This window comes from Acinetobacter sp. YH12112 (assembly GCF_013418945.1).
Taxonomy (GTDB): domain Bacteria; phylum Pseudomonadota; class Gammaproteobacteria; order Pseudomonadales; family Moraxellaceae; genus Acinetobacter; species Acinetobacter indicus.
This window is the reverse complement of record NZ_VPBA01000020.1, coordinates 1-20,337: the sequence shown is the minus strand read 5'-3', so window position 1 is coordinate 20,337 and position 20,337 is coordinate 1. Positions and strand designations below refer to the sequence as shown.

Sequence of the window (20,337 nt, the reverse complement as noted above, 5' to 3'; positions counted from 1 at the left end):
AGCCTTAGCAATTGCGTAACTTAGCTGATCTTATTGACTCATGTTAACAGGCCGAGAAAATCTCTGCGGCCCGATCCAGCGTCTCATCTTTTTTGGCAAAACAGACCCGAATCAGGCGTAAATCATCCGGCGGGGTTTGATAAAAAGCAGAAATCGGAATTGTGACAATCTTGTGCTGCTCGGCCAGATACTGGCACATCTGTAGATCATTTAAATCCGGGCGGATGGCGCGATAGTCCAGATTCTGGAAATAGGTGCCTTGCGCGGGAATCCACTGAAAACGGGAGTGCTGGATACCGGCCTGAAAGCGGTCACGTTTGGCCTGATAGAACGCGGCCAGTTCAGCAATATGTTCCGGATGCTGTTGCATAAATTGTGCCAGTGCGACTTGCACCGGGGTCACACCACAGAAATTGGCAAACTGATAAACCTGCCGGAACAGCTGCATCAAAGCCGGTGAGGCCATGCAATAACCGGTTTTCCAGCCGGTGACATGAAAGGTTTTACCAAAAGAACCAATCACAAAACTGCGCTCGTGCAGAGCTGGAAAATCAAGCGCTGAATAATGCTGCTGGCTATCATAGACCAGATGTTCATAGACCTCATCGGACAGTACGACAATATTGCGATCCTGAATCAGCTCAATCAGGGTATGCCAGTCCTCGGCTGACCACAGCGTACCGCTCGGGTTATGCGGAGTATTGACGATGATCATACGGGTACGATCATGAATGGCATCTTTGACCTGATTCCAGTCGACCTGAAAATGGGGCGGCTGCAAGGCCAGATGGATAGCTTTCCCGCCAGCCAGTTGCACGGTGGGAGCATAACTGTCATAGCTGGGATCAAAAATAATCACTTCATCTCCGGCCTGCACCACCGCCTGAATGGCACAGAAAATGGCAATGGTCGCGCCGGCGGTAATACTGATTTCGGTGTGAGGATCAAACGAACGGCCAGTCTGTTGCTGCTTTTGCGTGGCCAGCTGTTCTCTGAGCAATAACAGCCCATCGCCGGGTGGATACTGGTTCTGGCCCTCTAATGTCGCCTGACACAGGGCCTCCAGCAGGGCCGGTGGGGCCGGAAAATCGGGGAAACCCTGTGACACATTCAGGGCATTCAGGCGCTGAGCCAGGGTGGTCATGACACTAAAAATGGTCACACCAAGCGCAGGAAGTTTAGATTGAAGTTCAAGCATGACCATTGACTACCGTTATTGTGTATGCACATCGCATGATAAGCCGCCATCCGCCAGCAATTGAAGCGGTGAGCGAAAAAAACTGAATTAAATCAATTCGACCAGCGCCCGGATAATCCCCAGTGCCAGACCAATAAAGGCCCCCACCACCACGCCATTGACCCGGATCATATGCAGGTCGCCGCCGACTTCGTTTTCAATTTTGCCAATCATCTCGCGTGAATCCCATTCATGAATCCGCTCACTAATAAAACGGATCACTTTTTCACTGTACTGGTCAGAGAGATTGACGGCGATGCCGCTCATTTTGTCATTCAGCAACTGGCGTACGGCGCCGTTACTGATAATGTTCTCACCGACCTGCTGAATGGCCACGCGCAGGTTTTCCGCAATACCGGAATCGGGTTTTTCCAGATCTGCCCGGATTGCATCACACAAAATCACCACTGCACCACTAATAAAATTCAGCACTTGCGGACTGTCCAGCAGGGCATTTTTGGTCTGGTTCAGGCGTTGGCTGGCGGCACTGTCCTGATCGGCCAGCTGTTGCATCAGCTGATGCGCCATATCTTCCACTTTTTGTCGCCACGGATGATCGGGATCGGCCAGCATCGAATCGACCCGTTCCAGTAAAGAGTCGATGGTGCGCTGCTGTACATCAATACCAATCCAGCTGGCACCTCTGGCCAGACGCCACACGCCCAGTTCTTTAAACAGGGTGCGGGTCAGCTCGCGGGTTTCTTCCGGATGTTGCAGCATCCAGTCATGCGCCAGATCCAGCCCGCGTTGCAGCACATCCTGATGGAAATCATTTTCCAGCACTGCGCGCAGCATTTCACTGGCCAGATAATTAATGTCAGTATTTTTGACCCATTGCACGCTGTTGTTCTGGATAAAGCGGCCAATCTGTTCCTGCCCGACAAATTCAAAAATCTTCGGTACGGTCTGTTGAATCAGCTGGCTGACCTGCTGGTTGTTCTGTGGATTGGCCAGCCATTTACCCACGGCCAGCGATACATCGGTATTGTGCAGGCTGCGCTGTACAATTTGCGGTGACAGGAAATTTTCCTGAACAAAACGTCCCATCGATTCGGCAATACGGTCTTTGTTGCGCGGAATAATTTCAGTATGGTCCCGCAGAAACTTGGGAATGGGCAGCCGGCCAAAGGGATTACGAAACAGCACAGTAATCGCATACCAGTCAGCCAGCCCGCCGACCACGCCAGCTTCAGCTGACAGCATCAGAATATGAATCAGCCAGATATAGTCAGGCAGCAGTTTGGCCAGCACCATTAAACAGATCCAGGCCAGCACGGCCGTGATCAGGGCCATGGTGGCAAAACGCTTGCTGCGTTGCAGGTTTGGAGAAGTCGGTGCTGGCGCTGTCTGCATGCATGTTTCCCTAGTTTGAAGTGGCTACCGGTGGCTGTAACACCTGACCGCCTGGACTGAGCCCGTATTTTCCACCCAGTGACTGCAAGATCAGGCGGGCATCAAAGGCATCACTTGGGGCGCTTTTTTGATCTTTATAACATTGAATCGTATAGGAAACCTGAATCGGGTCAACATTAATGACCTGCGGGTAGTCATAAAATGGGTCAGGCCAGAAAGCCGGATGGCGACGATAATAGCCATAAGGATAAAAGCTCGGTGCCGGATAGACCACAGCCTGACGCGGTGGCTGCTGGCTGCGGTTACTTGGATCATCCAGCACTTTAAAGAAGGTATGGCCCTGTTGCAGCGTGGTTTGCGCAGCTTTGACCAGGGTAATTTCTTCGGCGGTGCCAAAGCTCATGTTGGGACGGGCCTGAAAACTGATGCGATAGGTCTGGCTGTTCAGCGGCGTCACCGAATATTGACCCAGCTGGTCAAAGGTCAGCGGCTTGGATGGTGTGGTGGCACAGCCGCCCAGCAGCAGACTGAGCCCGAGGCCTAAACCAAGAATTAGATGTTTCATGCTGTTCTCCTGTGAAGATACTGCAAGGGGAGAATGAACCGCGTTTTAATTAAAAACTGCTGTTCGGTTGGGTCAGGAACTCCAATTCTTCTGCGCTTGATTGGCGTCCCAATATTTGATTGCGATGTGGATAACGGCCAAAGCGCTCAATGATCACTTTATGTTGCTTTTCAAAATTCAGATTTTCAGGGTTGCCCAGCCGTTGAAACAGTTTCAGAGCAAATTCATGGATTATCTGCGATTCACTGTGCATAAATGGCATGTATAAAAAACTGCGCTGCTCCGGACTCAGCTGCTGATCCAGTTTCAGGCTGATGGCTTCCTGAGCCAAAGCCAGCGCCAGTGCATCCTGCGCAAATGCACGCGGAGAATTGCGGTATAAATTACGTGAAAACTGATCCAGTACAATGATTTCGGCCAGCCGTCCTTCGGCACTGCTGCGCCACGACCACAGCTCGGCCTGACTGGCCGCCGTATGCGTGGCCTGAAAGCGCTCCGCAATCAGCCGGTCAAAGTCATCACTTTTGGCAAACCACTGCGGGCGGTGGGCTGCATCAAACCAGAAATCCAAAATATCTTGATAATTCATATGTTTTATGAAGTCGCTGCGGTATAGGATAATAAAATCACAAATTTCACATGTCTTATAGAGCAACTTTGTGATAAAAAATTGCCAAAAATAAAGTTGTGGGTTTGTTTGAAAACTATACAGGATGTAATGTGCCGGCACTAAATCGCGTTATACTGATATAAACCGATGATTTTCTTTAGTAGTTTTTTGCGATAAGCGAGATTGTAATGAGTCAACCCGAATCGACCTCTCAAGATACTTTAACGACTTGGGTGGATTCTTCGCTACTGCGCGGCATGTTGCGCGGTATTGAGCGTGAAAGCCTGCGTATGCAAAGCAATGGATTTCTCTCTCAGGCAGCCCATCCGAAGGGCTTGGGTTCGGCACTGACTCATCCGCATATCACCACCGATTATTCCGAAGCATTAATGGAGTTTATTACTCCGCCGCAGGACAGTATTCCGGGTGCACTGAATTATTTAAGCGATATTCATGCCGTGGTGTATCGTCAGCTGGAACATGAAGAAAAACTCTGGCCGCTGTCAATGCCGTGTATGCTGGATGATGCCGAAGAACGCATTCCGCTGGCGCAATATGGCAGCTCCAATATTGGCCGTTTCAAGACCTTATACCGTCATGGTTTAGGGGTACGCTATGGACGCCGGATGCAGACCATTTCCGGGGTGCATTATAATCTGTCTTTCCCGGATGCCTTATTTGAAGCGCTGCAACAACAAGAAAGCGATGAGGCACTCAAAAATCTGAGCCTGCAGGATTATCGCAGCCATCGCTATTTCGGTTTAATCCGTAATTTTATTCGCCTGACCCCACTGGTGATGCTGGTGGTCGGTGCCAGTCCATCGGTGTGTCAGTGTTTTATGACCGGCCGTGAACATCATTTGCTGCCACTGGTACGCGGCACGCTGTTCCTGCCGTATGCCACCGCCTTGCGCATGGGCCGTTTTGGCTATCAGAATTCGGCGCAAAAACAGCTCGGGATTCACTATAACAACCTGAGTGGTTATTTAGAGGGTCTGCAAAAAGCCGTCAAAACCCCGTATCAGCCATTTAGCCGTTTGGGTCTGAATGATGCACAGGGTGAGCCGATTCAGATCAATGATCACGTGCTGCAAATTGAAAACGAATACTACAGTCTGGTGCGTCCAAAACAGGTGCCGCAGGCGGGTGAAACCCCATCGCAGGCGCTGGCCAATCGGGGTGTTGGCTATGTGGAGTTACGCGCGGTCGATGTCAATCCATATAGCCCGATCGGGATTGATGAACACACCGCCGGCTTCCTGGAAGTGCTGGCGCTGTACTGTCTGCTGAAAGACAGCCCGGCGTTATTGGATGATGAACAGGACATTATTGAGCGCAATCAGGCCGAAGTCGTGAATCGTGGCCGTGCGCCAAATGCCAGCATTTTGGCAGATGGCCAGTCCTATCCAATTGAAGACTGGAGCCGTAGTCATGTTCAGGCCATGCAGCCTTTGGCTGAACTGCTGGATCAGGCCTATGCCACAACGCTATATAGTCAGGGTCTGGCGACCATGCTCGGCCGGATTGATGAAGTCGATGCGACGCTATCCGCGCAGGTGATTGAGGATACCTTACATCAGGGCGGCACCTGGAACTTTGGCAGCCATATGGCGCAGCAACATGCCGACGTCTATCAGGCGCATGTATTAAGCCCGGAAACGCTGGCCTATTTTGAAGAAATGGCCCAGCAATCATTGCAACAACAACAGCAACTTGAGCAGGAACAGACCTTGAGTTTTGAGCAGTTCCTGACTCAGTACCGATAAAAATAGAAAGAGGATTGACCATGCAATGGAGTTATCGCTTCGTGAGTGGTGTTTTGTTTTGTGCCAGTGTGGTGGGGATGGCCTTCGCCCTGTATCTTGAGCATGTGCAAGGTCTGGCGCCGTGTCCATTATGTGTTTTCCAGCGTGTCGGCCTGATTGGCCTGGGAATCATTTCCCTGATCGCGCTGCTCCACAACCCGCTTTCGGGGGCGTTTAAACGGCTGTATGCCTTTTTGGGCAGCTTAAGCATTTTATGGTCGGCCGGTGTTGCCGCGCGGCATGTCTGGCTGCAAAACCTGCCGCCAGATCAGGTGCCAAGCTGTGGCCCGGGACTGGATTATCTGGTTGATGCCTTGCCAATGAAAGCCGTACTGCAACAGGTGCTATCTGGGTCTGGTGAATGTGCAGTGATTGACTGGACTTTTCTGGGCCAATCCTTGCCGGTCTGGTCGTTAGTGTTCTTTATTGTGCTAACGATTATTAGTATCTGGCAGTTAATCCGTACCTATCCCTATACTGCGGCCAAAACCAAGCCGGTAAAAAAGAAATAATATTGTCTCCAGATCAATAACAAACAGGAGGGCGATGACCCTCCTGTTTTAATTGTAGCGCATCAATTTTTAAGTCAGGGCAATGCCTTCAATACTTTCTAAATTGACAATATATTCACGTACCTGTTCATTGACCCGGTCATCATTTTCAGGATAAAACCATTTCACAATCTGCTCGGCCACGCTGGAATGGTACTGAATTTCCATATGATTTAGACCATAAAATACCGCCTTATGCGATTCTGGCAGTTTGAGCTGAAAACGCGGGTTCGGATGTTCACCCAGCGCACTTTTGACACTGACCAGATAATCGCCAATTACTTTGCGGGTGCGGTTGCGCTTGTTCTCATATTCAATGGTGCCGGCCACCAAAAAGGCATTAATATGGGACGGGAAGGGCGCTGGTTTACGGTTATCATCAATTTCACCAATTCGCGCTTCATTGTGTTCCCAGTCATCATCGCGCACGCTGCCATAACGTAAATCCAGAATACCGTTACTGCGGATATTCACCACATGCCCGACAATTTTCATAAACGGGAAACGCCCCAGTTTATCCTGTAAGTGAAAGCCGAAACGCTCCAGCGCTGCACCATGATGCGGCGAACCCAGACAGACCAGGTTATCGACTATGTGAATCCACTCATGCAAATCCTGTTTGCCATAAAACAGAGCACTGCGTGACACCAGTCCGCCCATGCTATGTCCAATCAGGCTGATGCTGGTGATATTCGGATTGCGCTGAATCAGATCTTCCAGGGTATTGGCCAGACTATGACCATTGGCGGAAATACGCCGTCCGGTATTGTAATTTAAATACAGCATGGTGTTGTGCTGGCGCTGTGCCAGCAGTTTTTCGCCAATACCACCATATTGCTGATGTGACCAGTCCAGATGGTTCATACACAGGCCATGCACAAACAGAATCACCTGTCCGGTCAGCTCGCCTTTTTGCACACTGCCGTAGTGGTCATAAATGGTCATTGGCAATGCCAGCGGATTTTGCTGATTCAGCAAATAATCACCCAGTACACCATTTAAAATACCAACCAGCACATGCATATACGGTGTCAGTGGCTTGTCATGTAAACGTGGAAAACGGTCAATCACCTGACGCAGGCTGGGTGCCAGCAGGTAGTTGCTATAGTTTTGCAGCGTATCAAAGGACAGGCTGTACAGCTTGCGAATGGGCGACATATTCTGGAATTTTCGGGAGTGCTGTTCACTCATGCCAAACAGGCTCAGCAAGACCTCACGCTGAATGGTCTGCACCAGCTCTTTGACCACCTGATGCACCGGCATACTTAACAGCTGCGCCAGACCTTCCAGTAAATCGGCCTGGCTGGGCGGTGTGGTGTCCCATTTACAATAAGTTTCATGCAATGGCGTTAAACTTGGCATGTGCTACTGCCCCCTAACAATAGTGTCGCGGCTACTTTCTTTTTCGTTGGCTTCACGGTATAAATTTCTAAGCTTAATTTTATATCATTCATCCCGAACAACTTTTACAATAGCCAGGATGACGCCCCAGTTTTAATTTTTTTGTCTAACAATTATTTGTGACATACAAATTAAAACATGAATGTGATCAAAGTCTCAAAAAAGTAAATACAACAATGAACATGGATAACATCCGATTAGCACAATGAATTTAATTTATTTGCATGGTTTCAGGAGCAATCCCTTTTCTGCCAAAGGCCAGCTGTTGCGGCAAGCGCTGGCACAGCGGAGTGACATTCAGGTGCATCTGCCCGATCTGAATGCGCCGCCACGCGAGGTAATGCAGCACTTATCTGCACTGATTGAGCAGCTGGATCAGGTAGCGCTGGTCGGCAGCAGTCTGGGTGGCTTCTATGCGACACAACTGGTCGCACGCTATGCGGTTCCGGCTGTGCTGATTAATCCGGCTATGCGACCATGGCAGTTGTTTCAGGAACTGTTTGGCGATGCGCAGATTCCGCTGAAAGTGCATGAACACTGGACGCTGGAGCGGCTACATTTACAGCAACTGGAACAGATGGCAGTGCCTTTTGTTGAAAAGGCAGACAAAATTTTAGTGTTATTGCAGCAAGGCGATGAAGTTTTGGATTATCGTGACGCACAGCGTTATTATAGCCAGGCCCAGCATAGCTCTCTGATCATGACCGAAACCCGCGGCAATCATGGGATGGACAACTTTGCGCTAAAAATACCTATGCTGCTGCAGTTTTTATCGGATTCCCTAAAATAAGGAAACAGTACAACGTGTCTCAATATACGGCTCAATCTCTTGAAGTTTTATCTGGTCTCGATCCGGTCCGTCGCCGTCCGGGTATGTATACCGACACCTCGCGTCCGAACCATTTGGCGCAGGAAGTGATTGATAATGCTGTCGATGAGGCACTGGCCGGACACGCCACCAAAGTTAGCGTGACCGTGTATAAAGATGGCTCGCTGGCAGTAGAAGACAATGGCCGCGGGATGCCGGTGGATATTCACCCGGAATATGGCCAGAGCGGAATTGAAATTATTCTGACCAAGCTGCATGCCGGCGGCAAGTTCAGTACCGATAACTACCAGTTTTCCGGTGGTCTGCACGGGGTCGGGATTTCTGTGGTGAATGCCTTGTCGACCCGGGTAGAAGTCGATGTACAGCGTCAGGGCAATCTCTACAAAATGGCTTTTGAGCAGGGCGAAGCCACTGGACCACTAGAAGTGCTGGAAGGTAAAGCGCCAAAACGTGCGTCAGGCACCTTGGTGCGTTTCTGGCCGGAAGCCAAATATTTCGATTCACCTAAATTTGCCTTAAAAGCCTTAAAACATAATTTAAAAGCCAAAGCGGTTTTGGCGGCTGGCCTGCAAATCAATTATATCGACCAGATTAATGATGAAAAAATCACCTGGCAGTTTGAAAATGGCCTGGTCGATTATTTAATGGATGAACTGGAAGACCGCGAGATTATTCCGGCGCCGGCCTTTGTCTCTTCGGGCAATGCAGAACGCGCCAGCGCAGAGTTTGCGATTTGCTGGAATGTTGAAGGCGGTGAAAGCATTCAGGAATCTTACGTCAACCTGATTCCGACCGCGCAGGGCGGTACCCATGTCAATGGTTTGCGTTCCGGTATCACCGATGCCATGCGCGAGTTCTGTGAGCTGCGTAACCTGTTGCCGCGTAACTTGAAACTCTCGGCCGAAGATGTCTGGGATGGAGTGAACTATATCCTGTCGCTAAAATTCCAGGAGCCACAATTCTCCGGTCAGACCAAAGAGCGTCTGTCGAGCCGTGAAGCGTCCGGAATTGTGCAGAATATTGCCAAAGATGCCTTTGCCTTATGGCTGCATCAGAATTCAGATATAGCGCTGCAACTGGCAGAAATGGCCATCTCCAAAGCCGGTCGCCGTTTAAAAGCAGCCAAAAAAGTCGAGCGTAAAAAGATTGTGTCGGGTCCGGCGCTGCCAGGCAAGCTGGCCGACTGTGTCGGTCTGACCCGTGAAGAATCGGAACTGTTTATTGTTGAAGGGGATTCTGCGGGCGGTTCGGCCAAGCAGGCACGTGACAAGAATTTCCAGGCCATCATGCCGATTCGCGGTAAAATTTTAAATACCTGGGAAGTCTCTTCCGATGAGGTGCTGGGCTCTCAGGAAGTGCATGATATTGCCATTGCGATTGGGGTTGATCCGGGTTCAGATGACTTGTCTGAACTGCGTTATGGCAAAATCTGTATTCTGGCCGATGCCGACTCTGATGGTCTGCATATTGCCACCTTGCTCTGTGCGCTTTTTGTCAAACATTTCCCGGCTTTGGTAGAAGAAGGGCATTTATTTGTGGCCATGCCGCCATTATTCCGGATTGATGACAATAAAGATGTACATTACGCACTGGATGAAGATGAGCTCAACGGCATTTTAAATAAATGCAAAAGCAAAAATCCGCAAATCACCCGCTTTAAAGGCTTGGGTGAAATGAACGCCAGCCAGCTGCGTGAAACCACCATGGACCCGGATACACGCCGTCTGGTGCAACTGGATCTGGATGATATTCATGTCACTGCCGGTTTGCTGGATAAACTGCTGGCCAAAAAACGCTCCGCAGACCGGAAGCAGTGGCTAGAGCAAAAAGGCAATCTGGCTGATCTGGTGGTTTAAAACCTTAAAACTTTCATCATTTTAGAAAACCTGCCCGTCTTGGTGCAGGTTTTTTTATGTCGCTGATTTTTTCTCCAAAATGAGGCAATACGGCTGGATAGGGTTGCCCTTTTTTTGTTCACTTTTGAGCCTCCTTAGCCTTCAATATCTCTAAAAACTCTAGAGCGCACTCTGCTTGGGTGTATGTGGTGCTGATCAGTGCAGCGTAGCTGAAGGGCTATGCTTCATTTTTTATATTAATATAAGTAACTAATTTTTATGATTTAAATCTTACTTGTCCCGTCTAGATCTGCCTGTCATTTTTGCGTTTGGCATAGAAATTGAATTATCCGCTGCAGTCATAGAACAACAGGCACCATGTTCAGGTGCTGCATAAGTGTGGAGAAATTCATGAAGTTCCAGCGCAATCTGTTTTCAAAAAGTATGTTAGTGGCCAGCATGGCCGGGGTTGTGGCGCTCAGCGGCTGCTCAAAATCGACCGAAAGTAGCGACAGTGCCAGCACAGCCCAGCCAGCGGCCAGCACCGGTGAGACCATTAAAGTCGGCATCCTGCATTCCTTGTCCGGCACCATGGCCATTTCAGAAACCTCGCTAAAAGATACCGCGCTAATGGCAATCAATGAAATTAATGCCAATGGCGGGGTGCTGGGCAAAAAGCTGGAACCGGTGGTGGTTGATCCGGCCTCTGATTGGCCACTGTTTGCGGAACAGGCGCGCCAGCTGATTACTCAGGATAAGGTTGCGGTCATTTTTGGTGCGTGGACTTCAGTATCACGTAAATCGGTACTGCCGGTGGTGGAAGAGCTGAATGGTCTGCTGTTCTATCCGGTGCAATATGAGGGTCAGGAACAGTCGAAAAATATTTTCTATACCGGCGCAGCACCTAACCAGCAAGCGATTCCAGCAGTGGAATATCTGATGAGTGAAGAGGGCGGTCAGGCCGAACGTTTTGTGCTGCTAGGAACGGATTATGTCTATCCACGGACCACTAACCAGATTCTGCGCGCTTTCCTGAAATCAAAAGGCATTGCCGATGCCGACATTATGGAAGAGTACACCCCGTTTGGGCACAGCAACTATCAGACCATTGTCAGCAATATTAAAAAATTCTCGGCTGGGAAAAAGACTGCGGTCATTTCCACCATCAATGGCGATTCCAATGTGCCGTTCTACCGTGAACTGGGCAATCAGGGCATTAAAGCTTCTGATATTCCGGTGATGGCGTTCTCGGTGGGTGAAGAAGAATTACGCGGTATTGATACCAAGCCACTGGTCGGCCACTTGGCATCGTGGAACTACTTTATGTCGGTAAAAAATCCGGTCAATACCGAGTTCACCAACAAAATGAAGCAGTACGCAGTCGATTATAAACTGCCAAATGCCAACAAGCTGGTGACCAATGACCCGATGGAAGCGACCTATGTCGGCATCAATATGTGGAAGCAGGCGGTAGAAAAAGCCGGCACTACCGAGGTGGATCAAGTCCGTGCAGCCATGGCTGGTCAGGAATTTAAAGCACCCTCTGGTTATACCTTAAAAATGGATGCGTCAAACCATCACTTGCATAAGCCGGTCATGATCGGGCAAATCCGTGCCGATGGCCAGTTTGATATTGTTTATAAAACCCCGCAAACCCTACAGGCAGAACCTTGGAGTCCTTATCTTCCGAAGTAAGTTTGACATCACGCCTGCTGCTTCGGCAGCAGGTTTTTTTTCGATTTCTCTGCCTTCTTATAAAAAAGAGGACACACAATAGGGGGATATAAAATGAATATTCGCGTGAATATCGCCGCTATTTTTCTGATTTTTGCCCAAGTTTTATCGATACAGCTGGCTCAGGCCGAACAGCCGCAAACACAGACAGCCGTTGCTGTGACACAGGCCGATGCCATCCAGCAATTTGTGCAAGGTGATTTCGCCAGCCGCCGTGCCTTACTGAACCAGTGGCCCGGCAGCCTCGAACAGCTGGATCAGCTTGCACAATATGTTGAACAGCAGCAGCTCTATAGCGGCGCCAATGGTCAAACCTATATTCTGGAATCGGATGAGCGTTTACTGCATTATCCGGCACTGGAGCCGGTCAGCGACTGGCCAAGTGATCTGGCGCAGGTCACGCTGGTGAATACCTTGCAGAAAGCGCTGACCTTTGCGCTGGCGCATTCAAAAATGCAGTCAGAAGATGCGGCTGAGCGCCTTGAAGCTGTCGATATTTATGAAAGCAATCTGTCTGAATTACAGCTGGCGCAGATCAATCGCCTGTATTTACAGGAACGGAATAATAAGGTGAAGGCGCGTCTGGCCCAGCTCAAAGCACGGCTGGATTATCAGCAGCCAGATGTGCTGGTGAAAATTCAGGCCGCCCAGGTACTGGCCGATTCCAACCGTCCCGATGTACTGGCCATGGTGGAGCAGGAGCTGCAACAGCCGAATCTGAATCCGGAACTGAAAGCCGTGTTGCTGGAGGCCAAAAGCGCCATTCAGACCCGCTTACAGGCCAGTGAATGGGCTGGCCATCTATTTTCCGGGCTCAGTACCGCCAGTATTTTGCTGCTGGCGGCGTTAGGACTGGCCATCACCTATGGTCTGCTCGGAGTCATCAATATGGCGCATGGCGAGCTGATCATGATTGGCGCTTATACCACCTATGTGGTGCAAAGCCTGTTTAAAAGCCATTTTGGCAGTTATCTGGACTGGTACCTGATCGTGGCGATTCCGGCAGCCTTTCTGGTCAGCGCTTTAATTGGCATGCTGATTGAACGCTCGGTAATTCGTCCGCTCTATGGCCGTCAGCTGGAAACCCTGCTGGCCACCTTTGGGGTGAGTCTGATTTTAATGCAATTGGTGCGGATGATCTTTGGCGCACAAAACGTGGAGGTGTCCAATATTGCCTGGCTGTCTGGTGGCATTTCCATTAGCCCAAGCCTGATGCTGCCGTATAACCGTATCGCAATTATTGTCTTTACCATCGCCGTGCTGTTGTTACTGGTCTATTTACTCAATAAAACCCGTTTTGGTCTGTTTGTGCGGGCTGTAACCCAAAACCGTCAGATGGCACGTGCCGTCGGAATTCGTTCCAGCCGCATCGACATGATGGCTTTTGGTCTGGGTTCTGGTCTGGCTGGACTGGCCGGTTGTGCCTTGGCGCAGGTCGGAAATGTCGGCCCGGATTTGGGGCAGAACTACATTATTGATGCCTTCCTGGTGGTGGTAGTTGGCGGGGTTGGTCAGGTCTGGGGTGCGGTACTGGCAGCACTGGGTCTGGGTATTAGCGGGACTGCGCTGGAAATTGGCATGGGCGCTGTACTGGCCAAAATTATTCTTCTGGTTCTTGTGATTTTGTTTATTCAAAAACGCCCACAAGGTCTGTTTGCCATCAAAGGCCGTTTTGTGGAGTAAGCGCATGAAGATCACACATTTACTTTCCGATAAACCCTATAGCGGGGCAGCCATTGCCGCCTGTTTTGCGATTTTACTGCTGTTGCCGTGGCTGCATCTGTTGCCGAGTGATTCGGCACTGCATCTGTCGGCTTATTGGGTCACCCTGATTGGCAAAATCATGTGTCTGGCACTGGTGGCTTTGGCCTTGGATCTGGTCTGGGGCTATGCCGGTATTTTAAGTTTGGGTCATGGCCTGTACTTTGCTCTGGGCGGTTATGCGTTTGGCATGTACCTGATGCGCCAATCCGCGGGTGATGGGCTGCCAGACTTTATGCGTTTCTTAAGCTGGACCGAGTTGCCGTGGTTCTGGGTTGGTACGGAACATTTCCTCTGGTCGCTTGCACTTGTTGTTTTAGTGCCGGGCATCATTGCCTTTGTGTTTGGCTTCTTTGCTTTTCGCTCCAAAATCAAGGGCGTGTATTTCTCGATTATCACCCAGGCCATGACCTTTGCTGCCGCACTACTGTTTTTCCGTAATGAAACCGGTTTCGGCGGCAACAATGGTTTTACCGGCTTTAAAACTATTTTGGGCATGGATATTACCTCGGCACCGATGCGGGCCAGCCTGTGTTTTATCACCGCGCTGGTGCTTCTGCTGTGCTTTATCGGGTTGCGTCATCTGATGAATCAGCCTTATGGCCGTGTGCTGGGTGCAATTCGTGACAGTGAAAACCGTCTGCAATATCTGGGCTATCGCACGCTGTGGTACAAGCTGTCGGCCTGGGTACTGTCTGCGGTGATCGCGGGTATTGCCGGGGCGCTGTATGTGCCACAGGCCGGCATCATCAACCCGAGTGAAATGAACCCGGTCAACTCAATTGAAATGGCGGTCTGGGTCGCAGCGGGTGGTCGTGGCACCTTAATTGGGCCTTTGCTCGGCGCGGGTGTGATTAACGCGGCCAAAACCTATTTCACCGCTGCTTCCCCAGAGGCGTGGTTACTGATTTTAGGGGCGCTGTTTATTGTGGTGACCATCTTCCTGCCGAAAGGGATTATTGGTCTGTTTGACCGTTTTAAAAAGGAGCGGAGCGAATGAGTGAACTGTTGCAAGCTCATGGCGGCCATGCTGCTGAAGGTTATGGCCGTCCCAAGGAACAGGGCGCAGATTTTAGCCACGGTATTGCGCTGTATTTGGAAAAAGTTAGCGTGTGGTTTGATGCCTTTCGTGCCTTAAATGACTTGTCTTTGTATATCGAAGAAGGGGAATTACGTTGCATCATTGGACCCAATGGTGCCGGTAAAACCACGTTAATGGATGTGATTACCGGTAAAACCCGTCCCACCGAAGGCAGTGCCTTTTTTGGCCAGACCTATGATTTAGCCAAGATGAGCACCGAACAGATTGCCGAGGCCGGAATTGGACGCAAGTTCCAGAAACCCACAGTATTTGAAAATTTTACTGTCATAGAAAACCTGCTGCTTGCCGCCCCGAAAGATAAACGGGTGAAAAAGAGTTTCTTTAGCAAGCTCGATCCGGATGCCCAACAGGCGCTGGAGGAATCGTTGGCGCAAATCCGCTTACAGGAATTGGTGCATAAACCGGCCGGATTGCTGTCGCATGGCCAAAAGCAGTGGCTGGAAATTGGCATGTTGCTGATGCAGCGCCCGAAGCTGATTTTGCTGGATGAACCAGTGGCAGGTATGACCGATGCCGAAACTGAACGCACCGCAGAGCTATGTCTGGAGCTGAAGAAAAATCATACCTTGATTGTGGTTGAGCATGACATGAGCTTTATTGACACCATCAGTGAAAAAGTCACGGTGCTGGCACAGGGTGCCATTCTGGCAGAGGGTACATTGGCCGAAGTTCAGGCCAATGAAGATGTGATTGAAAAATATTTGGGACGTTAAGGAGACCGCGATGCTAGAAGTCAAAGACGTCAATCAGTTTTATGGGGGCAGTCATATCCTGCGCGATGTATCGTTTCAGGCTCCGGTCGGCGCATGTTCAGTGGTGCTGGGGCGTAATGGCGTGGGCAAAACCACCTTGCTGAAATGCTTGATGGGCATTTTGCCGATTAAGTCCGGGCAGATTCTGCTGGATGGCAAAGATATTTCCAAGCTCAGTCCGGAGCAGCGCGTGCGTGAAGGTTTGGCCTATGTGCCGCAAGGCCGCGATATTTTTTCGACCTTAACAGTTGAGGAAAATATCCTGATTGGGATGGCGAAATTTAAAGGCACAAAAACCCGAAAAGTACCGGAACATCTGTACGAGATTTTTCCAATTCTGGATGAAATGAAGCAGCGCCGCGGCGGAGATTTATCCGGTGGTCAGCAGCAGCAATTGGCAATTGCCCGCGCGCTGGCTTCTGAACCGAAGGTATTAATTCTGGATGAGCCAACCGAGGGTATTCAGCCCTCGATTATTAAAGATATTGGCCGGGTGATTCGTAAACTGGCTGATAGTGGCGAAATGGCAATTGTGCTGGTCGAACAGTTCTATGATTTTGCCGAAGAGCTGGCCGATGGCTATACCGTGATGGCGCGTGGCCAGGTGATTGCACAAGGTGCCGGCAGGGAAATGCCGGAGAAAGGGATTCGGGAGTTAGTAGCGATTTAATTTCCCTCTCTCAAAGGGAGGTTGGAGGGATTTAACAAGTCAAAGCCTCCCTGAGCAAGAGATCAGCACGGCTTGATCTTGCAGCGCAAGAAGGGAGGTTTGGAGGCTTTAATTTCACCTCTCCCTGTCTCCGAAAAGGAGAGGGAAATTGTCATTCAATTTCCGTATTTTCATTCCATAAAAAATACCCGCCATACTGGCTGGATCTGAACTCACCCCCGCTACTTTTACCCTGTTCAGTTAAAAAGTGTTTGCCATTTTCGTTTAAGGTCAGGAAGCCTTTTGCAGTTAACTTCTCCAGTACATCTGCGGTTTTTAGCTTATGTTTTGCAGCCAGTTTGGAGGTGGTGAGTTTGGGTAGTGTTGAGCTTTCTTCGCCACGCTCTACTTCGGCCACCACAGCATCCGCTTTCACTTCATCGAGGCTAATCCGGACTTCATCACTAATCCGAATAATGCGCTGCGCTTCTTCATAGGCATCTTTAAATACTTCATCATCTTCGTATTTGCGAACCAGAATCCCCATTTCATTGTTATTAATCTGGCTGAATTCATATAAATTCAGGCTGGAAATAATACATTCTGATTCATTCAGATAGCATTTTGCATGCAGGTTCTTGCAGAAGCTTAAACGGACATAATCCAGTTTTTGCAGCCACTTAATTTCCTCTGGATGCAGGTCGCTTTTGCCATACACAATACGGATGTCAATTTTGAGCCGATCTTTATCTTCGAGTAATTCTTTAATCCGGTCATTGAGGCGTAAATAGGGGCTAATCAGAATTAAACGCTCTTTGGCATTCTTAATCAGTTCTTCTAGAAAAAAGTTGGTTGCACTGGTGTTTAAAAACTTGGCCATAAAAATCCCCGTGTCATTCTTATTGATGGCTTAGATCATAGTCTAAGTATAGGTAAAAATTAAACAAAAAAAAGAGCACTGAAATCAGTGCTCTTTTAGATGGATGCTGAGCGTTTAGCTAAAGAACCAGTATACGAACAGCGCAATAATGAAGGTACACAGGATGTTTAATACTATCCCGACACTCATCATTTCACGCTGTCTGATATGACCGGACCCAAACACAATTGCATTTGGCGGTGTTGCTACAGGCAACATAAAGGCACACGATGCACCAATACCAATAATAATCACCAGAATTTCTTTTGGCATACCCATCTGGTCGGCAATGGCGGCAAAGACCGGTACCAACAGTGCAGCAGAAGCGGTGTTACTGGTAAATTCAGTCAGGAAAATAATGAAAATGGTCACCACAAAAATAATCACCAGCGGTGATGCCGTACCAAATACATCTGCAACGGTTTGACCCAGTACCAGCGATGCACCTGAATCTTTTAACATCGCACTTAAGGTTAAACCACCACCGAACAGCAGTAACACCCCCCAGTCGGTGTTTTCAGAAACCTGTTTCCAAGTGGCTGTACCTAAAATCACCACCAGACAGGCGGCGACCAGCGCGGTCCAGGTATCCGGAGATGAAATACCAAAGTTCTCGCTGAGTTTTTTGCCAAAAATCCAGGCAATCGCGGTACAGATAAACAGAATCATGGTCGCGATACGGGTTCGGTTCCATGGAATTACTTCTGTTTCAAAATGAATTTTCTGGTTCAGTTTCGGACGCAACACCAGATATAAACTGACCAACATGGCTGGCAGTAAAATCAGCATCATCGGCAAACCGATTTTCATCCAGTCGGCGAAGTCATAGTCCAGTGCTTTGGCAGCAATCGCATTCGGTGGTGAACCGACCAGCGTTCCCAGGCCGCCAATACTGGCCGAATAGGCAATCCCGAGAAGAATAAAGACGAAGGTAGAGCGCTCTTTGGTTGAATCTAGGTGCGACAGCAGACCCAAAGCCAGCGGGAGCATCATCGCTGCGGTGGCGGTATTGGAAATCCACATCGACAGTGCAGCTGTGACGGCAAAAATGGCCAGCACTGAAATCCCCAAATGCCCGCCAGACATGGAAATAATCCACATCGCAATTTTACGGTCCAGTTTCTGGATATGTAGGGCAGTGGCCAAGGCAAAACCACCAAAGAACAGGAAAATGACCGGGTCAGCAAAAGTCCGCAGCGCCTGCGTGGTGGTCATCGGTACCAGTTCTTTGCTGGCATTTTCAATCGGCATGCCAAGCGCTACGGCCAGCACCGGCACCAGCAGCGCGGTAATGGTGATATGCACCGCTTCAGTCAGCCATAAAATCCCGATAAACAGCAGCAGGCTCAGGCCTTTATTGGCATAATCATCATAGGGCAAAATATGGTAAAAGCCCCAAGAAAGCAGGGCGGCAATGACAATAATAATCCAGCCTTTGACAATGCCTTTCGGCGCGGCCTCGACCGGTGGTTTTAACGTATCTGTATTCATATACGATCCTTTTATAGATTTATAGGAATTAGAGTAATCGGCCTATTATTTAATATTTTTCAAGCAGGGGGGCAAAGTATAAATTGATTATTTTGTAGCTAAGTGAAGATTAAACCACAAAAAAATGCGGGTTCTGACTGAGGAGTTGCACAGCTTGCCACAGGGCTGAGCCGCCGAGCACGGCCAGTAAGCTGAGAATCAGCCAGCGAAATTTCTGCTGGGAAATATGGGCACGTAACTGGCCGCCAGCCCAGACCCCGAGCAGCGACACCACGGTTAATAAGCCCAGTAAGGACCATTGTTCAGATTTAAATTGCAGCATCACCGGGTAAAGCAGCAGCAGCTGAATCAGTTTACTGACCGCAAAATTCAAGTTGCTGATCAGCACAATTTCGGTTTTGCTGTGTTCGGTACTCAGCAGGTACATCATCAGAAAGGGTGCCATGGCATTGGTGGCTCCGCCGATCACACCGGCCAGCAGACCAAACAGCAGCATGTTTTTCAGACTGGCCTGAATGCGCAGGGGCTGGCTGCGAAACTGATCCAGCACATACCATAAAATAAACAGCCCCATCAGCAGTTTGAGATAGCCATCATTTAGATGTAGCAGTAACTGCACACCGAATACACTTCCGATCAGACTGCTGATAATCAGGCCCCAATATTGACCGGAATAATAGCGCAGCGCCTGAAGAAAGCTGCGTTCGGGGTCGCTATTGAGTAAAAACAGATTCAGGATCAGGCAGGGTAATAGTACAAAGGCTACCGTGGTCGACAGCGGGTACAAGGTGGAGATGGCCGCGGTACTGACCATAGGAAAGCCGAAGCCACTGATCCCGTGTAACAGGGCAGCAATGATACAAAAGATCAGAACCATCAGGTCGGCTTTAGACATGCGTATTTCAACGGACTGGCAGAGTACTGACTAAAACATGCACATACTGGGCTTGTAAAGGGCAAGCCGGCTTATTTTTTATCAAATGGAGCGTAAACCTCTGTCTTTCAGTCAGAGATATAAGCGACACGACATGAAATGTCGTTTAATTGCTAAAAAACAATATATTAAGCTTAGTATGAGCTAATATAAGCCCATGAAAACACTTAAATTACGCATAAAAAACAGTCACACAAAGGTGCTAGACCAATTGGCATCTGAAGTTAATTTTGTCTGGAACTATGTCAATGATTTGTGTTTCAAACACCTACAGCGCAAACAACAATTCTTTTCAGCATACGATATTGCTAAATACACGAAAGGCGCATCAAAGGAATGTAATCTTCATAGCCAAACCATTCAGGCTGTAACAGAAGAATTGGTCACTCGCAGAAAACAGTTCAAAAAATCAAAATTGAGATGGCGTGTCAGTAATAAGAAATCAGCAAGAAGATCACTGGGTTGGATACCCTTTAAAAAGGTCGCTATTAAATATGCCGATGGATACGTTCAGTATGGCAAGCATCAATTCAAGCTATGGGATAGTTACGGACTATCGAAATACAGCATTCAAACAGGCTCATTTGTAGAGGATAGTCGTGGACGTTGGTATGTCTGCTTAGTGGTTGATTCACCCAAACAAGACAAACCTACCGCCACAAAAGCCGTGGGTATTGATCTAGGCTTAAAAGATATTGCTACCTGTTCCGATGGCACAGTCATCAGTAATCCCAAGTTCTATCGAAAATACGAGCAAAAGCTCGGTATTGCTCAGAGAGCGAGAAATAAAAAGCGTGTCCGTGCATTAC

Annotated in this window: 18 protein-coding genes; 10 read left to right on the top strand and 8 right to left on the bottom strand. The window is 49.1% G+C overall.

What is annotated here, in order from left to right; all coding sequences use genetic code 11:
- Nucleotides 1–43: 43 nt before the first annotated feature.
- The 4 genes from FTU50_RS08895 to FTU50_RS08880 form a co-directional block, all read right to left on the bottom strand.
- The gene (locus FTU50_RS08895; RefSeq protein WP_180046854.1) at nucleotides 44–1,198 is read right to left on the bottom strand and encodes a methionine aminotransferase; all 1,155 of its coding nucleotides are present in this window, start codon (nucleotides 1,196–1,198) and stop codon (nucleotides 44–46) included.
- An 87-nt stretch (nucleotides 1,199–1,285) separates the two neighbouring features.
- Entirely contained in the window at nucleotides 1,286–2,590 is a 1,305-nt protein-coding gene (locus tag FTU50_RS08890) for a DUF445 domain-containing protein (RefSeq protein ID WP_016658710.1), read from the bottom strand.
- A gap of 10 nt (nucleotides 2,591–2,600) precedes the next feature.
- A complete protein-coding gene (locus tag FTU50_RS08885) occupies nucleotides 2,601–3,155 on the bottom strand; it encodes a hypothetical protein (protein WP_005180882.1) in 555 nt (184 codons plus the stop codon).
- A gap of 49 nt (nucleotides 3,156–3,204) precedes the next feature.
- The gene (locus FTU50_RS08880) at nucleotides 3,205–3,744 is read right to left on the bottom strand and encodes a DUF924 family protein (RefSeq protein ID WP_104470558.1); all 540 of its coding nucleotides are present in this window, start codon (nucleotides 3,742–3,744) and stop codon (nucleotides 3,205–3,207) included.
- A 209-nt stretch (nucleotides 3,745–3,953) separates the two neighbouring features.
- Between FTU50_RS08880 and gshA the strand changes: the two genes are divergently transcribed.
- Together gshA and FTU50_RS08870 are read left to right on the top strand one after the other, a co-directional pair.
- Complete coding sequence (gshA, locus tag FTU50_RS08875) at nucleotides 3,954–5,531, top strand: glutamate--cysteine ligase (protein WP_180054862.1); 1,578 nt, start codon at nucleotides 3,954–3,956, stop codon at nucleotides 5,529–5,531.
- Between the two features lie 20 nt (nucleotides 5,532–5,551).
- On the top strand, nucleotides 5,552–6,082 hold the full coding sequence (locus FTU50_RS08870; RefSeq protein ID WP_016658712.1) for a disulfide bond formation protein B: 531 nt from the start codon (nucleotides 5,552–5,554) through the stop codon (nucleotides 6,080–6,082).
- 69 nt (nucleotides 6,083–6,151) lie between these two features.
- On the opposite strand, the gene FTU50_RS08865 is transcribed toward FTU50_RS08870, so the two are convergent.
- The gene (locus FTU50_RS08865; RefSeq protein ID WP_168405536.1) at nucleotides 6,152–7,483 is read right to left on the bottom strand and encodes a hypothetical protein; all 1,332 of its coding nucleotides are present in this window, start codon (nucleotides 7,481–7,483) and stop codon (nucleotides 6,152–6,154) included.
- Nucleotides 7,484–7,727: 244 nt separating this feature from the next.
- On the opposite strand from FTU50_RS08865, the gene FTU50_RS08860 reads away from it, so the two are divergent.
- The 7 genes from FTU50_RS08860 (at nucleotide 7,728) to urtE (ending at nucleotide 16,205) form a co-directional block, all read left to right on the top strand.
- Nucleotides 7,728–8,312: a YqiA/YcfP family alpha/beta fold hydrolase gene (locus tag FTU50_RS08860; RefSeq protein WP_005180877.1), complete on the top strand. Its 585-nt coding sequence runs from the start codon at nucleotides 7,728–7,730 to the stop codon at nucleotides 8,310–8,312.
- Nucleotides 8,313–8,326: 14 nt separating this feature from the next.
- Nucleotides 8,327–10,207: a DNA topoisomerase IV subunit B gene (gene parE, locus FTU50_RS08855; protein ID WP_005180875.1), complete on the top strand. Its 1,881-nt coding sequence runs from the start codon at nucleotides 8,327–8,329 to the stop codon at nucleotides 10,205–10,207.
- A gap of 390 nt (nucleotides 10,208–10,597) precedes the next feature.
- Complete coding sequence (gene urtA / locus FTU50_RS08850; RefSeq protein WP_160255399.1) at nucleotides 10,598–11,881, top strand: urea ABC transporter substrate-binding protein; 1,284 nt, start codon at nucleotides 10,598–10,600, stop codon at nucleotides 11,879–11,881.
- A gap of 93 nt (nucleotides 11,882–11,974) precedes the next feature.
- Nucleotides 11,975–13,603 carry an urea ABC transporter permease subunit UrtB gene (gene urtB, locus FTU50_RS08845; RefSeq protein WP_180046860.1) on the top strand — a complete coding sequence of 543 codons (1,629 nt, stop codon included), beginning with the start codon at nucleotides 11,975–11,977 and terminating at the stop codon, nucleotides 13,601–13,603.
- 4 nt (nucleotides 13,604–13,607) lie between these two features.
- Nucleotides 13,608–14,681, top strand: a complete 1,074-nt coding sequence (gene urtC, locus FTU50_RS08840) for an urea ABC transporter permease subunit UrtC (protein ID WP_016658716.1) — start codon at nucleotides 13,608–13,610, stop codon at nucleotides 14,679–14,681.
- Nucleotides 14,678–15,496: an urea ABC transporter ATP-binding protein UrtD gene (gene urtD / locus FTU50_RS08835; RefSeq protein WP_104513174.1), complete on the top strand. Its 819-nt coding sequence runs from the start codon at nucleotides 14,678–14,680 to the stop codon at nucleotides 15,494–15,496. Before urtC ends, urtD begins: the two co-directional genes overlap by 4 nt.
- Before the next feature lie 10 nt (nucleotides 15,497–15,506).
- Nucleotides 15,507–16,205 carry an urea ABC transporter ATP-binding subunit UrtE gene (urtE, locus tag FTU50_RS08830; protein ID WP_180046862.1) on the top strand — a complete coding sequence of 233 codons (699 nt, stop codon included), beginning with the start codon at nucleotides 15,507–15,509 and terminating at the stop codon, nucleotides 16,203–16,205.
- Between the two features lie 151 nt (nucleotides 16,206–16,356).
- Here urtE and FTU50_RS08825 read toward each other — a convergent pair whose 3' ends face one another.
- The 3 genes from FTU50_RS08825 to FTU50_RS08815 form a co-directional block, all read right to left on the bottom strand.
- Nucleotides 16,357–17,064 carry a phospholipase D family protein gene (locus tag FTU50_RS08825; protein WP_180046864.1) on the bottom strand — a complete coding sequence of 236 codons (708 nt, stop codon included), beginning with the start codon at nucleotides 17,062–17,064 and terminating at the stop codon, nucleotides 16,357–16,359.
- Nucleotides 17,065–17,178: 114 nt separating this feature from the next.
- Complete coding sequence (locus tag FTU50_RS08820; RefSeq protein WP_005180862.1) at nucleotides 17,179–18,594, bottom strand: DASS family sodium-coupled anion symporter; 1,416 nt, start codon at nucleotides 18,592–18,594, stop codon at nucleotides 17,179–17,181.
- 109 nt (nucleotides 18,595–18,703) lie between these two features.
- Complete coding sequence (locus FTU50_RS08815) at nucleotides 18,704–19,489, bottom strand: sulfite exporter TauE/SafE family protein (protein WP_016658721.1); 786 nt, start codon at nucleotides 19,487–19,489, stop codon at nucleotides 18,704–18,706.
- 196 nt (nucleotides 19,490–19,685) lie between these two features.
- On the opposite strand from FTU50_RS08815, the gene FTU50_RS08810 reads away from it, so the two are divergent.
- On the top strand, nucleotides 19,686–20,337 hold a 652-nt coding region (locus FTU50_RS08810), incomplete at its 3' end, for an RNA-guided endonuclease TnpB family protein (RefSeq protein ID WP_180054864.1).

What these genes read in the sequence shown, in the direction of transcription:
- FTU50_RS08895 (WP_180046854.1), bottom strand. Translation starts at nt 1,198, where the DNA reads ATGCTTGAACTTCAATCTAAACTTCCTGCGCTTGGTGTGACCATTTTT.
- FTU50_RS08890 (WP_016658710.1), bottom strand. Translation starts at nt 2,590, where the DNA reads ATGCAGACAGCGCCAGCACCGACTTCTCCAAACCTGCAACGCAGCAAG.
- FTU50_RS08885 (WP_005180882.1), bottom strand. Translation starts at nt 3,155, where the DNA reads ATGAAACATCTAATTCTTGGTTTAGGCCTCGGGCTCAGTCTGCTGCTG.
- FTU50_RS08880 (WP_104470558.1), bottom strand. Translation starts at nt 3,744, where the DNA reads ATGAATTATCAAGATATTTTGGATTTCTGGTTTGATGCAGCCCACCGC.
- gshA (WP_180054862.1), top strand. Translation starts at nt 3,954, where the DNA reads ATGAGTCAACCCGAATCGACCTCTCAAGATACTTTAACGACTTGGGTG.
- FTU50_RS08870 (WP_016658712.1), top strand. Translation starts at nt 5,552, where the DNA reads ATGCAATGGAGTTATCGCTTCGTGAGTGGTGTTTTGTTTTGTGCCAGT.
- FTU50_RS08865 (WP_168405536.1), bottom strand. Translation starts at nt 7,483, where the DNA reads ATGCCAAGTTTAACGCCATTGCATGAAACTTATTGTAAATGGGACACC.
- FTU50_RS08860 (WP_005180877.1), top strand. Translation starts at nt 7,728, where the DNA reads ATGAATTTAATTTATTTGCATGGTTTCAGGAGCAATCCCTTTTCTGCC.
- urtA (WP_160255399.1), top strand. Translation starts at nt 10,598, where the DNA reads ATGAAGTTCCAGCGCAATCTGTTTTCAAAAAGTATGTTAGTGGCCAGC.
- urtB (WP_180046860.1), top strand. Translation starts at nt 11,975, where the DNA reads ATGAATATTCGCGTGAATATCGCCGCTATTTTTCTGATTTTTGCCCAA.
- urtC (WP_016658716.1), top strand. Translation starts at nt 13,608, where the DNA reads ATGAAGATCACACATTTACTTTCCGATAAACCCTATAGCGGGGCAGCC.
- urtD (WP_104513174.1), top strand. Translation starts at nt 14,678, where the DNA reads ATGAGTGAACTGTTGCAAGCTCATGGCGGCCATGCTGCTGAAGGTTAT.
- urtE (WP_180046862.1), top strand. Translation starts at nt 15,507, where the DNA reads ATGCTAGAAGTCAAAGACGTCAATCAGTTTTATGGGGGCAGTCATATC.
- FTU50_RS08825 (WP_180046864.1), bottom strand. Translation starts at nt 17,064, where the DNA reads ATGGCCAAGTTTTTAAACACCAGTGCAACCAACTTTTTTCTAGAAGAA.
- FTU50_RS08820 (WP_005180862.1), bottom strand. Translation starts at nt 18,594, where the DNA reads ATGAATACAGATACGTTAAAACCACCGGTCGAGGCCGCGCCGAAAGGC.
- FTU50_RS08815 (WP_016658721.1), bottom strand. Translation starts at nt 19,489, where the DNA reads ATGTCTAAAGCCGACCTGATGGTTCTGATCTTTTGTATCATTGCTGCC.